This window comes from Caldanaerobacter subterraneus subsp. tengcongensis MB4, from assembly GCF_000007085.1.
GTDB lineage: Bacteria > Bacillota > Thermoanaerobacteria > Thermoanaerobacterales > Thermoanaerobacteraceae > Thermoanaerobacter > Thermoanaerobacter subterraneus.
The window spans coordinates 2,611,783-2,625,304 of record NC_003869.1 but is presented as its reverse complement, the minus strand read 5'-3'; the positions used below and the strand labels follow the sequence as shown (position 1 = coordinate 2,625,304).

The following is a 13,522-nucleotide window of genomic DNA, read 5'->3' as shown; positions in this document are numbered from 1 at the left end:
ATTTTTCATAGTAAAACTTCATATAAATAGAAAAATTAAATGAGCTTACGTACTTGTAAACAGTAAATAGGATTCAAAAAATAGAGTACTTTCTACTATAGAAATTAGAAATAAAACTTTGAAATTGCAAGTAATAAAGAGATAAAGTAGATAAATCAAGCAAAATGTCGGTTTCTTGATGTTTTAACAAGTTTTACTGGAAATTTAAATAATGCTATTATTAAAGCAATATAAATTAAAATTTTTAATCTATATTTTTTATTATTTAAGCACAACATTAAATAATTAAAGTTTTAGGGAGGGATATGTTTGAAAACTATTGATTTATACCAGTATAAAGAATTATTTTCTGTCTATACAGAACTTAGAGTGCAGAAAAATACTGAGCTTAATATTACTTTTGTGAATGGGAACATTGTGAAGAATTCTCAGTCATCAACAAGCGGTGTATCAGCTCGCGCTTATTTAAATGGTGCATGGGGGTTTGCTTCACATGCAGAAATAAGCGAGGAGGCCATTAAGAAGGTAATAAAAGAAGCTACAGATAATGCTAAATTTTTAGATGCTAAAGTGAATAAAAGAAAAGGACCTCTTCCCTCAAGGCCTGCCAGTATAGAAAAGGATTTTTCAACTAAGAAATCTCGTTTGACCCAAAAAGAGTTGATACATTTTCTAAGAGAGATAGATGAGATGGTATCTCGCAAATATCCCAAAATTGCCAGTAGAAAAATATTTTTGAACACCCTTGATATAGAAAAATATCTTTTGACATCAGATGGTTCTTATTTAAAAGCTATGATTCCGAGAAGTAATATTTACATCTCACTATCTCTAATAAAAAATGGGGAACCTGTTACAATTACTGATGCCTACGGAGGGCGAGGGCAATTTGAGGATGTTTTTTCATCACCTTCGGATTTTGAAGAAAAAATTGATGAACTTTATCGTCATTTAGTAAATAAAAGTGAAGGAGTGCTGCCTGAGCCGGGTATAAAAACCTGCATTATTGATGCAGATATTGCGGGTGTCCTTGCCCATGAAGCCATTGGCCACACAGTAGAAGCAGACCTTGTCTTAGGAGGCTCTGTAGCTTATGGGAAAATAGGAGAACAAGTTGCAAGCCCTTTGATTAGCATAGTTGATTTTGCTAACACTTGTTTTGACGAAACTTGCCCTGTTCCAGTATTCATAGATGATGAAGGGACAGAAGCAAAAGATGCGATACTAATAGAAAATGGAATTTTAAAAAGCTATATGCATAACAAAGAAAGTGCGCAGTACTTCGGTGTGGAGCCTACAGGTAATGCAAGGGCATATTTATTTTCTGATGAACCTCTAATAAGAATGAGGAATACAGCTATTTTACCTGGAAATGATACGTTGGAGAAAATGATCGAGTCTATTGATGATGGATATTATCTTGTAAAAGCAAGCAATGGGCAGGCTGATACTACAAGCGAATTTATGTTTGGTGTGACATTGGGTTATGAGATCAAAAATGGAAAGTTAGGTAGAGCCATAAAGGATACAACAATTTCGGGAGTAGCTTTTGATGTACTCAAAACGGTGACAATGGTCTCTAATGAAATAAAATGGATAAGCAGTGGCTGGTGTGGTAAAAAACAGCCTATGCCCGTTGGAATGGCCGGTCCTGCAATCAAATGCCAGATCAACATAGGGGGTAGGTAAGATGATGAGCCAAAAGGAGATAGTCAACTATACTCTTGAAGCCTTAAATAGAGCAGGTGCTCAGAAATCCCAAGTTAATCTCACTTTTACAGAAAAGCATGAAGTCAACCTTGAAGCTAATGAATTTACTATGGTAAGAACAACCTTTGATACGGATATAGTTTTAACAGCTATAAAAGATAAGAAAAAAGGTACTATTTCAATAAATAAATCCGATATTCAATCAATTGATTCTGCAGCACAAGATGTTATATTAGTTGCAGAGGCGTCACCTGAAGATGAGGCAAATGACATAGCCGAATATCAACCACCCAAAGTATTTTCATCAGGGGATAGAACTCCAGATTTAGAAATGATGTATTACAGGATGAATGAATTAGTCAAACAAATAAAAGAAAAATATCCCAAAATTATACTGATTCAAGCTTTTTTATATCATGAGTATAAACAAAGTTATTTTGTAAATTCCAATGGTGTTGATTATGTTTCTAATCAAGGTGTATATAACTTTTTTGCAATGTTTTCATCAAAGGACCAGGATAAAACCTCCTCTTTTAACTATACAAGTTTTTCTTTAAAAAACCTTGATAAAGAGCTATTAAATTGTGGCACTCTAGACATTTTACTAAAACAATTAGAAGAGCAGACAAACACAAGACCTGTAGAAGGTAAATTTGTAGGTGATGTCATAATTTCTCCTGATGCTGTAAATGATATATTAGATTTCCTCACAAGGTCGCTATCAGACAATTCTATAATATCTGGAACCAGTATATATAAAGATAAGCTTGAAAAGCAGATTGCAAGCCCTCTTTTGACTGTTCATTCTTGTCCTGTATCGGAGGAAATTTGTAGTGGCTATTTTGTCACGAAGGATGGGTACGAAGCTCGAAATATAACCATTATTGACAAAGGCGTATTAAAAAACTTTTTATTAAGTCTTTATGGTTCAAAAAAGACAGGATTAAAATATGCCTATAATGATGGAGGTGCTTTTGTAATTGAACCAGGTGAAACAGCACTTGATGATATGATTAGATCTGTAAAAAAAGGTATATTGCTTATGAGATTTTCAGGAGGGTATCCAAGTGACAGCGGTGATTTTTCCGGGGTTGCAAAAAATAGTTATCTGATTGAAGATGGCAAAATAAAATATCCTATAAGTGAAACGATGATTTCTGGCAACATTGCAGAGATGTTGAAGAATATAACTGCAATCTCCAAAGAACAAGTCAATTTTGGGTGGCAGGTACTCCCATGGATTAGCGTGAAAGGGGTAACCATATCAGGAAAATAAATCAAACGCCAGGGACGGTTCTCTTTGTTTGATTTTCAAACTTTCAAACAGAAAGAACCATTCCCTTTGTGTGGAAGTTTGATATCCGCTATTCAAAGAACACATAAGGAATGACGATAACATTAATTAATTTATAGAGGAGTGAGTATATGAAAAAAGTTGTTGCCATAGGGGGAGGAGAGATTTCAAAATTTGAAACTTTGAAAATAGATGAAGAAATAGTTAAACTAACTGGTAAAGCCAATCCAAAAGCTCTTTTTATACCAACTGCGAGCGGAGAACCTGAAGGTTACTGTGAAAGTTTTGACCTTGTCTATGGTAAAACGCTTGGATGCAAGACAGATGTTTTGTTTTTAATAAAAGATAGTTTGGATAGGACGCTAATAGAAGATAAAATCTTGTGGGCAGATTTGATTTATGTTGGCGGTGGTAACACAAAGAGGATGATGGAAATATGGAGGTCCAAAGGTGTTGACAAGATGTTGATTGATGCTTATCAGAGAGGAACGGTACTTTCAGGATTGAGTGCAGGAGCTATATGCTGGTTCAAATACGGTTTTAGTGATTCACTAAGATTTCAGGATGTAGAAACATGGAGTTATATTAAAGTTGAGGGTTTGGGGCTTTTTGATGCCATACTATGTCCTCATCTCGACGAAGAAAATAGAAGGGAATATTTTGAAAAATTTATGATGAACTTTGATGGTACAGGAATAGGATTAGAGAATGGCTGTGCAATTGAAATCATAGAAGATACTTTTAGAATTATTAAGTCTTTTGAAAATGCTCATGCCTATGTATTTAAAAGAAGAAGAGATAAATTGTTTGTTGAAGAGATAAAGAATGACGATTACCTTCCATTTAATTTGCTAAGTTAGATATTAAAATCAAACACCGGGGACGGTTCTTCTTGTTTGATTTTCAAACTTCAAACAAAAAGAACCGTCCCTTTGTTTGATTATTTTTATTGTTTATCGATAAAAATATATTGATTTTCAATAAATTATGTGTCATAATGTGAGTAAAATAATTGAAATTGAGGTGTAGTTATGAAAAAGTGGATGTTAAATTTATTAAAAATTTCTTTGGTGGTTATAGGCTTTGTAATACTTATGCTGTCTATTTTCTGGCTTCCAAGTGTAGCAAATACATTAGCTGAACAAAATCCAGAATACGCCTATCTAAAATATCCTCTTCTATTTGGTATTTATCTTACATGCATTCCTTTTTATATAGGTGTATACAATGGCTTTGTTATTTTAAGACTTATTGAGAAGGATAAAGCTTTTACAGAATATACCAACAAATCTCTCACTTATATATTTTACTCGTCCATTGCTATAATTTTACTTTATGTAATAGGCATGGTATATCTCATCTTTAACAACGCCTTACATCCGAGCCTATTTTTATTAGGTGTGGGTATAATTTTTATGTCTTTTATTATAGCATCTGCGGCAGGAGTGATTAAAGCTCTTTTAATAAAGGTTATAGAAATAAAAAACGAACATGACCTGACAATTTAGGAGGTTGGATTGTGATTAGAGTTAATCTTGATGTAATGTTAGCGAAAAGAAAGATGACGCTATCAGAACTTTCAGAAAAAGTCGGCATAACGATGGCAAATTTGTCAATTTTAAAGACAGGCAAAGCCAAAGCTATTCGCTTTTCGACTTTGGATGCTATTTGTAGAGTTTTAGAGTGTCAGCCAGGAGATATATTAGAGTATGTAGAAGATGAATGAAGAGCTATTTGCGTTGCCTTATATTGATAAGCAAAGGTGCTTGGGGACAGAAAAAAGGCTTTTGAGTAAACCCATAAGAAGTAAGTTTATTTTACTTCCTATGGGTTTTTAATTTATAGAGAAAAAAGGAGTAAAAGTTTGAAATTGAGAGTTTTTGAAAGATAAATTGGCTTAATCAATAATAACAAGCTTTTTTGCTACTTTAATAAATTTTACTGGAAATTTAAATAATGTTATTATTAAAGCAACAAAGTTTAAAAAATTTAAGTTGAAATTTATATAATTTAAAGAGGCAAAATGAAGAATAGGAGGTAGTCAATTGGATTTTATAAAAAGGGGGAAAATTTTTATAGGCTGCTTGTTTATAGGTACGGGCCTAGGAATATTTTTAGGTCATTTCATGGGAGGTCTTTTCTTAGGATTTGGAATGGGAATTGTATTAGGAGAAATTTTTGGGAGGTGAGGGTGTGAAAAAGTACTTTTTCAAAAATAAATTGCTTTTGACTGGGAATATAATTTTAACTCTGGCAGAAAGTATTTTGAGCGTTATGTTAGCATTCATTTTAGCAAATTTTGTAGATGCAGCAGTAGAGTTATGACATGGCACTTTTATATAAAACATGTATAATTTTTTCGCTGTATTTAATTTCTGTGTTGATTGTATGGTATTCCCTTAGGATTGTAAGAGCAAGCTATATAAGGCAAATGCTTTTTGATTTAAAAAATGACATATTTTCTAAGGTAATAAATAAAGAGATTGACCAGTTCCAGAAAGGCAACAGCGCTTCGTATATTTCCACATTAAATAACGATATAACGATACTGGAGCAAGATTATTTTAAAAATATATTGACGATGGTAGCGCTAATATTTTCTTTTATAATTGCAACAGTTGCAATTTTTAAATTAAATTTTTTCATCGCTGTAGGAGTTTTTGTTATAAGTATTTTTCTTGTGGCTATTCCTTATCTTTTTAGAGAAAAAATAAGTAGAGCTAAAAGAGAATTTTCAGATAGTTTATCTGATTTGACTGTGCAGACAAACGACATACTATCTGGTTTTGAAGTAGTAAAAAGCTTTAATGTGGAAAAATTAGTAGAGGGACAGTATAAAAAATACAATAAAAAAGTGGAAGATAACCGATTTTTCTTTGAAAAAATGCTTGCTTTGGCAAATTCTCTGACAGAGTTCTTTGGATATTTAATGTTTTTTGCTTCACTGGGGCTCGGTGCATATCTTGTAATAAAGCGCATTTTAGAACCTGGATTGATGATAGCTGCGGTGCAGTTAATGAATAATATTGTAAATCCCATGATAGGAATTATTGAAAGGGTAAATGCTTTGAAAGGGACAGAATCAATACAGAAAAAGATAATGGATATTATGGAAGATAAAGAACAGCAGGAAGGAGAGTTTATCTCAAAGACAGATTTTAATGACGCAATAGTTTTTGAAAATGTAAGCTTTTCTTATGGGAGGAGAGAAGAACCTACTTTAAAAAATATATCTTTTACGGTAAAGAAAGGAGAAAAATGTGCGATTATTGGTCCAAGTGGCAGTGGCAAATCAACAATAGTAAAACTTCTTTTAAAATACTATAACAATTTTGAAGGAAGAATTTTAATTGACGGAATAGACATAAGAAATATAAAAACTGAAGATTTGTACAACAATCTAATTTCTGTGATACACCAGAACGTGTTTATGTTTGATACAAGTATTAAAAACAATATAACTCTTTTTAAGGAGTACGATGAAAAAGTTATTGAAAGGGCAATTTCCTTATCTGGGTTAAAGGAATTTATAGAGAAATTACCGGATAAAGAAAATACAGAAGTGGGAGAAAAGGGCAGTAATTTATCAGGAGGGGAAAGGCAGAGGATAAGCATTGCACGGGCATTAATCAAAGGTACACCTATATTGGTTTCAGATGAGCCTACCTCATCACTGGATAAAAAAACAGCTTTGAGCATAGAAAATTCCATTTTAAGCATAGAAGGATTGACAGCACTGGTAATAACTCATAATACTTCTGAAGAAGTTCTTAAAAAATATGACAAGATAATTTTTGTAGAGGACGGGGAAGTAGTAAAAGTAGGGACTTTCGATGAAATTTTTACTCCAGCAAGTGTAGTTTTATCTGTAGTAGGTTAATGAGTATAAACTAAAAAGAGTTGAGAATCATGGCTATTACGCATTTTTAAACTTAAAAAATCGTTTTAATATGTAATACAATTCTTCAGATAAGGTGTATTATGGAGATTATAACAAAAATAATTTATTTTTTAAGAAAGGATGTTGGAATTGAGAGATAGTGAATTTAATTTATGGGCGAAAGATTATGATATGGATGTAAAAAAATCAGAAAGGGAGAATAGATATCCCTTTGCAGCTTATAGGGATGTTTTGAATACAATTTATAAAAAAATCCCAATAAATGAGAAAAAAGTAATCTTAGACATTGGTTTTGGAACAGGGGTATTGACAAAAAGATTATATGATGATGGGCATAAAATATATGGAGTAGATTTTTCAGAGGAAATGCTAAAGATATCAAAAAGCAAAATGCCAGATGCAGTATTGGTACAATTTGATTTTTCAAAAGGACTTCCTGAAGAGTTTAGTAATATAATTTTTGATTATGTTATAAGTACCTATGCAATTCATCATTTGACAGATGAGCAGAAAATAGAATTAATAACTAAAATGTTAAAAAATTTAAAAGACGATGGTGCTATAATATTTGGAGACGTATCTTTTAAAAATACTGAAGAAATGCTGCAGGCAAAAGAAAAAGACAAAGACATATGGGATGATGAGGAACATTATATTATAGCTGATAAAATGGCTAAGTTATTGCCATATTTAAAAGTAAATTTTGAAAAGCTTTCTTATTGTTCAGGAGTTTTGACTATAAGAAAAAGTGATTGATAAATTATTGAACGTTGATAATAACTATACCTGGTGAAAAATGGTATTTTAATAATTAGGGATTGAAACAATGAATAATAGAGAGGACTTACTAAAAAAATACAAACATAAAATTACGCCTGGTGAAAAAAGTATTGAAGAATTAATTGATTTCTTGAAACAGAAAGTGGATATTAAAGAAATTTCCACAACAGATTTGCCAGAGTCTATTATGAAGCACATTATATTAAATGCCGTTCATTGTTTGCGAAATCAGCGATTAAATCTTACTGCTAGAGAATTTAATTTCATTGCATACAAGCTTTTCAAAAATGATAAAAGTAATTTGTACTATCAGTCAAATTATGCACACATATCCAATAATGAAAAGGAAGATATCATTTATGTTGTTTTTGAAACAAAAACAGGATGCATCCATTCAAATTGTAACAGATTGCTTTTAGAATTATTCATTGAACAAGGAATTAGTGAGTTTGATTATAAAAATGAAACACCTATGTTTTATGCTTACCTGGGTTATTTGGATGCCTATAATAATGGAGAATATTGATTAAAAAGTTTTTCAAATTCTTTCATTCTCAAAATTCAAACAAAAAGAACCGTCCCTCTTGTTTGCTCTTGTTTGAGAATACCAGCTATTCATTAAAGCACCTGCTAAGGCTGAACAAAATTGTAATTTAGGTATTCACGTAATATATCCATATGTAATATCAACAAGAACTCTCTATTGAGATATCTATATTGTAAAACTTCTTACAACTTTCTATGGCCATCTCTTTTAATTTTTCCTGTCCCAATATATCGAACAAATGCATTGCCTTAACAAGAGAATCTTTGTAATTTTCTCTTTTAAGGTGATATTCCGCAATTCCTTTTCTAAAGTATAAAAGGCTCAAGCCATTTAAAGTTTTGGCTTCTATACAGGTTTTTATACCCAAGTCAGCGTAGTACAGTGCTTTTTCATGGTTAGAAAGCAAATGATAAGAATATGAAAGGTTATAATAAAGCCTTATCTTCTCCTTTATATCTTTCGGCTCTAATTGGGACAGACAAAAAAGGAGAATTTCTATAGATTTTTCTACAGATTCCTGTTTTTCTAATATAAAGGCTATGTTTATTAGGATTCTAATTTCAATGCTATTGTATACAAAAGCGGTGTAATCAGAGAGAGAAAACTCTGGTATGGTTATTTTCATAGCTTCTATTAATTTTTCTAAAGATATTTCATAATTATTATTGATAGTTTTTTCAATAACAGACTCAACTAGATATAAAAGTTGTTTTAATAATCGTTCATAATAAAGGCTCATTTTACCTTCTTGAATTATTTTTTTAAGCTTTAAAGCTTCTTTTTTCAGATCTTTAAATTCGCCGTTTTCAAGCTTAGTTTCAATAGAATTTTTTATTTTATAAAAAGCAGGGTAATCTTTTAATCTATATTTAAGCAATATGTCATTTAAGTTTCTTTTAAAGACAACAGACAACAAATCAAGAGTTTCCTGTTTAGGGATAACCTTGCCATTTTCAATTTTTTGACACCTCACCCCGATTCAAATCGGGTTGAAATTATTTACTTTACCATATATTATATAGTTAAGGAAAAGATATGTAAAGGGGCGATGTAGAAGAAAATTTAATAAGATGGCACTCTGTAATGCCTGGGAGGTGATGCTGTTATATTAAGAAAAATGTTTAAATTATTTTTTGTGGAGGTGGTGATAAGGGAACCTTAATTTAGCAAAAGGTAAAATTTTAAAACTTGGATGAGTCAAATTGTAGAATATATTGTAAAAAATATTATGATAGGGGGAGAGAAAATGAAAAAATTAACACCTGTTGTATTTCTTTTACTATTTTTATTTACGACAATTTCTTATGCCTCCTATAAACATCCCTTTGATGCTAGTGCTCAAGGTGGTAGCATTGTACCTAACTATTATATAGATTGTTATTGTAAGGAAATATTAATACCGGATATTGATGGGGTTGTCACCATGCATTGTGAATGCTGTGATAAATATGACCCATACGGGAATTATATAACAACAGAATGTTCCACATGTAGTTGGGGTTCATGTTCTTACTAAAAAGAAACAAAAAATCTTGGACATAAGGAGGTAGCATTTTGAGTAATTTTAATTTGCTACCAGCTGTTAAAATCAAAGATGTCACAAAAATATATAAAAATCAAAAAGAAGAGGAAGCTGCTTTAAAAAGCGTATATCTTGAGATATGGCCTGGAGAATTTGTGACAGTACAGGGGCCTTCGGGGGCTGGTAAAACGACACTTCTTAATATAATTGCAGGTTTTGAAAGGCCTACAAGAGGAGAAGTTGAAGTATTTGGAATAAATGTTTCTTCACTTAAAGGTAAGAAGTTAGCTGATTTTAGATATTCATATATCGGTTTTGTCTTCCAACAGTTTCACTTGATTCCTTCGCTTACCGTTATAGAAAATGTAATCATACCTGTACTGCCAAGGCGGACAGAGTTTAATAAATATGAAAAAGCACGGCTTCTTTTAAAAGAAGTGGGGCTTTTAAGCAAAGAGAATAGTTTGCCAGGGGAGCTTTCAGGAGGAGAGCAGCAAAGAGTGGCGATAGCAAGGGCTTTAATTTCTAATCCGCGCATAATTTTAGCAGATGAACCAACAGGCAACCTTGATACATCGACAGGTGAAAAAATAATAGAAATTTTAAAATTTATAAATAGGGAGTACAAAACCACCATTATAATCGTTACTCACAATGAGGAAATAGCCAAAAAGTCTCCTACCAAAGTCTTTATGAAAGACGGACGCATTTTGGAGGTTTTGAGAAATGCTTAAGTATATATACAGAAATTTTATCTACAGGAGAAATCGTTTGATTGTAATGCTTTTAGGAGCAGCGATTTTAGCTAGTGGTTTGTCGTACTTGGTAGGTATAAGTCATGATTCAAGAATAACGGTACAAGAAGAATTAGAAAAAAGGTGGAAAAGCTCCTATGACATTTTAGTGCTTCCAAAAGATAAAAGTTTCCCTCTGGAAAATCTCAACATAATGGAATCCAATCAGATTTCTAATTTTTCTGGAGGGATAAGCATAAAGGACTGGGAAGAGATAAAAAAAATTGAAGGGATAGAAGTAGCAGCACCAGTTTCTATAATAGGATGGAAACCTATATGGTTGTCTTTTACATCTTTTGATTTTGAAGACCCTGGTATATACAGAGTGATTTTAAAGACTAAAACTACGGATGGACTTAAAAACTATAGATCTACTTTTGTTTATTATCTGATGCAACCCTCTTCTTTAGAGACAGTAAAGAGTCTTTATCCTTTGTTACCTGATGAACTTGATAAGTTTAAAGAAAAATATGGCATTAACTTTCCACTTAAAAGTGTTCTTAAAGCTTACGATATTTCATTTCCCAATGTAGATTTTTACAAACAAGTTTTTCTTATTGGAGCTATAGATCCGGAAGAAGAAGCTAAACTTGTGGGACTTGATAAAAGCGTAATAAAGGGGAGGTATTTTTCATCAGGAGATGTTCCTAAAATAAAAGAAACGCAAAGTGGCATTAAAGAAGTAAAAGTTCCAGTGTTGGTTATGAATTGGCCTTTTACAGATATATTTTTTGAACAGCAAATTGAAAAATTAAAAATTCCAAAAATTGACGATACAGAATTGTTAGATATTTTAAAAGAAAATGGTGGGAAAAAGTATTTAGATAAAATTCCATCAGAAAAGACTGTGTTTAATATCAAGTTAAATCCAGAAGAAATACACGAAATGTTAAAAGAACAACTTCTTCAGGGGACACAGGGACAAGAACTTGTCCCTGCGGGTAATTATTATTTTTTGCCTACAAGAGTAACATATAGTCAAATAGAATCTCCTTACAAAGACAGATGGCCCATAGCTCTAGAAGCCAAGCCTGAAGAGGTAAAAATTGATGAAAAAGATGAATGGGTAAATTTGTATTTATCAGGTGTTCCCTCTTTCAGACCTTTGAAGGTAGTTTCGGGGAAAGAGGTTTATTTAAAACCCATAGGTTTTTACGACGTACAAAAACTTAAAATTTCAAAAGACCCATTATCTGAACTGCCAATGGAGCAGTATAGGCCTGCTCAGGCACAGGTGGTGCTTGACGACAATAAAGCGCCAAAAAATCCAGTGGTTACTTTAAAGCCGACAGGGAGCCCTTTAGAGATTATAACAAGTCCGCCTACTATACTTACAACGATTGAATCGGCAGAAGCTATAATAGGGGATAAGCCTATTTCAGCAATCAGAATAAAAATAAAAGGGGCAGAGCATCTTTCTTTAGAAGCTCAAAAAAAAGCTGAAGAAATAGCAAGAGAGATAACTTTCCGCACTGGGCACAAAGCTTACATAACACTTGGATCTTCTCCCCGTAACATACTTATTCATGCAAGGGATATAGGTTATTTGCAGGAGTTATGGATTCAACTGGGTGCTGCTATGACAATTGTAAGAGAGAGTACAGTAGCCTTTTGGGTTTTTATATTGATTTTGGTTATTGAAGCATTGCTTTTTGTGCTGGCAACCTCAATTGTGAGTATTTTATCTCGCATGGAGGAGTTTGCTATTTTATCTGCTGTAGGCTGGAGAAATAGCCACATAAGAGGTCTAATTGTAAAAGAAGGAATTTTCATAGGAACAATTGTTGGCATAATAGCTTCCATTCTCACAATAATAGGTGGAGATATTTTAAATAAGCCGGTTGAAATCTCAAGGCTTTTGTCTATATTTTTTATCTCTTTATTTGCTTATGTCTCCGGAACAGGGCTCTCTGCCTTCATTCAAAAAGAAGAAAACCTGACTTCCATTTTAAAATCAGGTGAGGTACAAAAGCAAAGGGTTTCAAGGTATAGTCAAAATCCAATTTTCAATTTAATTTTGAGCAATGTATTTAACAGGCCATGGAGAGCGCTTTTATCTATATCTTCAGCATCTGTACCAGTGTTTTTGCTAAGTATACTATTTTATATAAAAGTGCACTTTGAAAGTGTACTAAACTTAACTTTGTTAGGAGAATACATTTCACTAAAAATTGAGCCGCAGCATTACTTAATAGGCATAATCTCGGCAATTTTAGCTTTTGTAACTATTTCTGACCTAATAAGCCTTAATATATTGGACAGAAAATTTGAACTTTCACTTCTTTTGGCTTTGGGCTGGAGGAAAAGCTGGGTAAGAAATTTAGTAATAGCTGAGGGAGCTATATATGGGTTTATAGCAGGGATGTTGGGCTTAATAGGGGCGAATGGGCTCTTACTTTTGATTTATAAAGGTGTAAACTTGGATGTGAAATTAGCATTTTTAGTGATAATTATTTCTACCGTTATAGGTGGATTAAGCGCTTTGGTGCCTTTTGAGATAAAAATAAAACAAGGTCGTATTGTTTTAAACTGAAAGGCAAGTTGCTGCTATTTTGCAAATTTAACCTAATTATAATTTAAAGGTGTAAAATTAAAAATCTTTATTAGTGATATACAAAAAAGAAAAAGGAAGGAAAATAGAGAAAAAGAAAGAAAAAAGCAGGTAATTTCGCTAAAACGAAAATGAATAGAGTTTATTGATGTTTTTTTCTATTTTAATGGTAAAAATAATAATGGTAAAATGAAATTAAAAGAAAATTTTGGATAAGGATTTGAGGAAACGTTATATTTATAAGCAATTATTTTACCTTAAAATATTTGCACAAAAAATGAATTTCGCATTTAGAAATTTTATTTTAATTTTTAATTTGCAACTAGTGATTTTGGTGTTGTTTATAGTAGAAGTATAACTTAAAATGGTACTAATTAAAAGATAAACGGAGAAGCCACTAATTATAAAACATAAGGAGGTATT

General features: G+C 32.1%; 14 protein-coding genes. 13 read left to right on the top strand and 1 reads right to left on the bottom strand.

The window, feature by feature from the left end:
* The first annotated feature begins 309 nt into the window (after positions 1-309).
* The 10 genes from TTE_RS12955 to TTE_RS12920 all read left to right on the top strand — a co-directional run bounded on the left by TTE_RS12955 (position 310) and on the right by TTE_RS12920 (position 8,211).
* Entirely contained in the window at positions 310-1,689 is a 1,380-nt protein-coding gene (locus TTE_RS12955; protein ID WP_011026707.1) for a TldD/PmbA family protein, read from the top strand.
* A gap of 1 nt (position 1,690) precedes the next feature.
* The gene (locus TTE_RS12950; protein ID WP_011026706.1) at positions 1,691-2,986 is read left to right on the top strand and encodes a TldD/PmbA family protein; all 1,296 of its coding nucleotides are present in this window, start codon (positions 1,691-1,693) and stop codon (positions 2,984-2,986) included.
* A gap of 149 nt (positions 2,987-3,135) precedes the next feature.
* The gene (locus TTE_RS12945) at positions 3,136-3,864 is read left to right on the top strand and encodes a peptidase E (RefSeq protein ID WP_011026705.1); all 729 of its coding nucleotides are present in this window, start codon (positions 3,136-3,138) and stop codon (positions 3,862-3,864) included.
* 171 nt (positions 3,865-4,035) lie between these two features.
* Positions 4,036-4,512, top strand: a complete 477-nt coding sequence (locus TTE_RS12940; protein WP_011026704.1) for a DUF2975 domain-containing protein — start codon at positions 4,036-4,038, stop codon at positions 4,510-4,512.
* 35 nt (positions 4,513-4,547) lie between these two features.
* On the top strand, positions 4,548-4,730 hold the full coding sequence (locus TTE_RS12935) for a helix-turn-helix domain-containing protein (RefSeq protein WP_259082545.1): 183 nt from the start codon (positions 4,548-4,550) through the stop codon (positions 4,728-4,730).
* 319 nt (positions 4,731-5,049) lie between these two features.
* Positions 5,050-5,193 (top strand): hypothetical protein, encoded by a 144-nt coding sequence (locus TTE_RS14055; RefSeq protein WP_162828800.1) that lies wholly within the window; start codon positions 5,050-5,052, stop codon positions 5,191-5,193.
* A gap of 4 nt (positions 5,194-5,197) precedes the next feature.
* A complete protein-coding gene (locus tag TTE_RS14530) occupies positions 5,198-5,329 on the top strand; it encodes a hypothetical protein (RefSeq protein WP_259082404.1) in 132 nt (43 codons plus the stop codon).
* A 1-nt stretch (position 5,330) separates the two neighbouring features.
* The gene (locus TTE_RS12930; RefSeq protein ID WP_011026702.1) at positions 5,331-6,884 is read left to right on the top strand and encodes an ABC transporter ATP-binding protein; all 1,554 of its coding nucleotides are present in this window, start codon (positions 5,331-5,333) and stop codon (positions 6,882-6,884) included.
* Positions 6,885-7,025: 141 nt separating this feature from the next.
* Positions 7,026-7,661, top strand: coding sequence for a class I SAM-dependent methyltransferase (locus TTE_RS12925; protein ID WP_009610294.1), 636 nt, complete (start codon positions 7,026-7,028; stop codon positions 7,659-7,661).
* A gap of 70 nt (positions 7,662-7,731) precedes the next feature.
* On the top strand, positions 7,732-8,211 hold the full coding sequence (locus TTE_RS12920) for a hypothetical protein (protein ID WP_009610288.1): 480 nt from the start codon (positions 7,732-7,734) through the stop codon (positions 8,209-8,211).
* A gap of 160 nt (positions 8,212-8,371) precedes the next feature.
* On the opposite strand, the gene TTE_RS12915 is transcribed toward TTE_RS12920, so the two are convergent.
* Complete coding sequence (locus tag TTE_RS12915; RefSeq protein ID WP_226990142.1) at positions 8,372-9,205, bottom strand: transcriptional regulator; 834 nt, start codon at positions 9,203-9,205, stop codon at positions 8,372-8,374.
* Between the two features lie 273 nt (positions 9,206-9,478).
* Here TTE_RS12915 and TTE_RS12910 point away from each other — a divergent pair, with 273 nt between their 5' ends.
* Genes TTE_RS12910 through TTE_RS12900 form a run of 3 tightly spaced genes read left to right on the top strand, consistent with a single transcriptional unit; the run spans position 9,479 to position 13,081 of the window.
* Positions 9,479-9,748, top strand: coding sequence for a hypothetical protein (locus TTE_RS12910; protein ID WP_011026700.1), 270 nt, complete (start codon positions 9,479-9,481; stop codon positions 9,746-9,748).
* A 38-nt stretch (positions 9,749-9,786) separates the two neighbouring features.
* The gene (locus tag TTE_RS12905; RefSeq protein ID WP_009610296.1) at positions 9,787-10,488 is read left to right on the top strand and encodes an ABC transporter ATP-binding protein; all 702 of its coding nucleotides are present in this window, start codon (positions 9,787-9,789) and stop codon (positions 10,486-10,488) included.
* Entirely contained in the window at positions 10,481-13,081 is a 2,601-nt protein-coding gene (locus TTE_RS12900) for an ABC transporter permease (protein ID WP_009610290.1), read from the top strand. The genes TTE_RS12905 and TTE_RS12900 overlap by 8 nt, the downstream gene beginning before the upstream one ends.
* Positions 13,082-13,522 lie beyond the last annotated feature (441 nt).

Bases quoted from the DNA above. Each gene is read 5' to 3' on its own strand.
- TTE_RS12935 (WP_259082545.1), top strand. From the start codon at position 4,548: ATGTTAGCGAAAAGAAAGATGACGCTATCAGAACTTTCAGAAAAAGTC.
- TTE_RS12910 (WP_011026700.1), top strand. From the start codon at position 9,479: ATGAAAAAATTAACACCTGTTGTATTTCTTTTACTATTTTTATTTACG.
- TTE_RS12945 (WP_011026705.1), top strand. From the start codon at position 3,136: ATGAAAAAAGTTGTTGCCATAGGGGGAGGAGAGATTTCAAAATTTGAA.
- TTE_RS12950 (WP_011026706.1), top strand. From the start codon at position 1,691: ATGATGAGCCAAAAGGAGATAGTCAACTATACTCTTGAAGCCTTAAAT.
- TTE_RS12930 (WP_011026702.1), top strand. From the start codon at position 5,331: ATGGCACTTTTATATAAAACATGTATAATTTTTTCGCTGTATTTAATT.
- TTE_RS12925 (WP_009610294.1), top strand. From the start codon at position 7,026: ATGTTGGAATTGAGAGATAGTGAATTTAATTTATGGGCGAAAGATTAT.
- TTE_RS12940 (WP_011026704.1), top strand. From the start codon at position 4,036: ATGAAAAAGTGGATGTTAAATTTATTAAAAATTTCTTTGGTGGTTATA.
- TTE_RS12920 (WP_009610288.1), top strand. From the start codon at position 7,732: ATGAATAATAGAGAGGACTTACTAAAAAAATACAAACATAAAATTACG.
- TTE_RS12900 (WP_009610290.1), top strand. From the start codon at position 10,481: ATGCTTAAGTATATATACAGAAATTTTATCTACAGGAGAAATCGTTTG.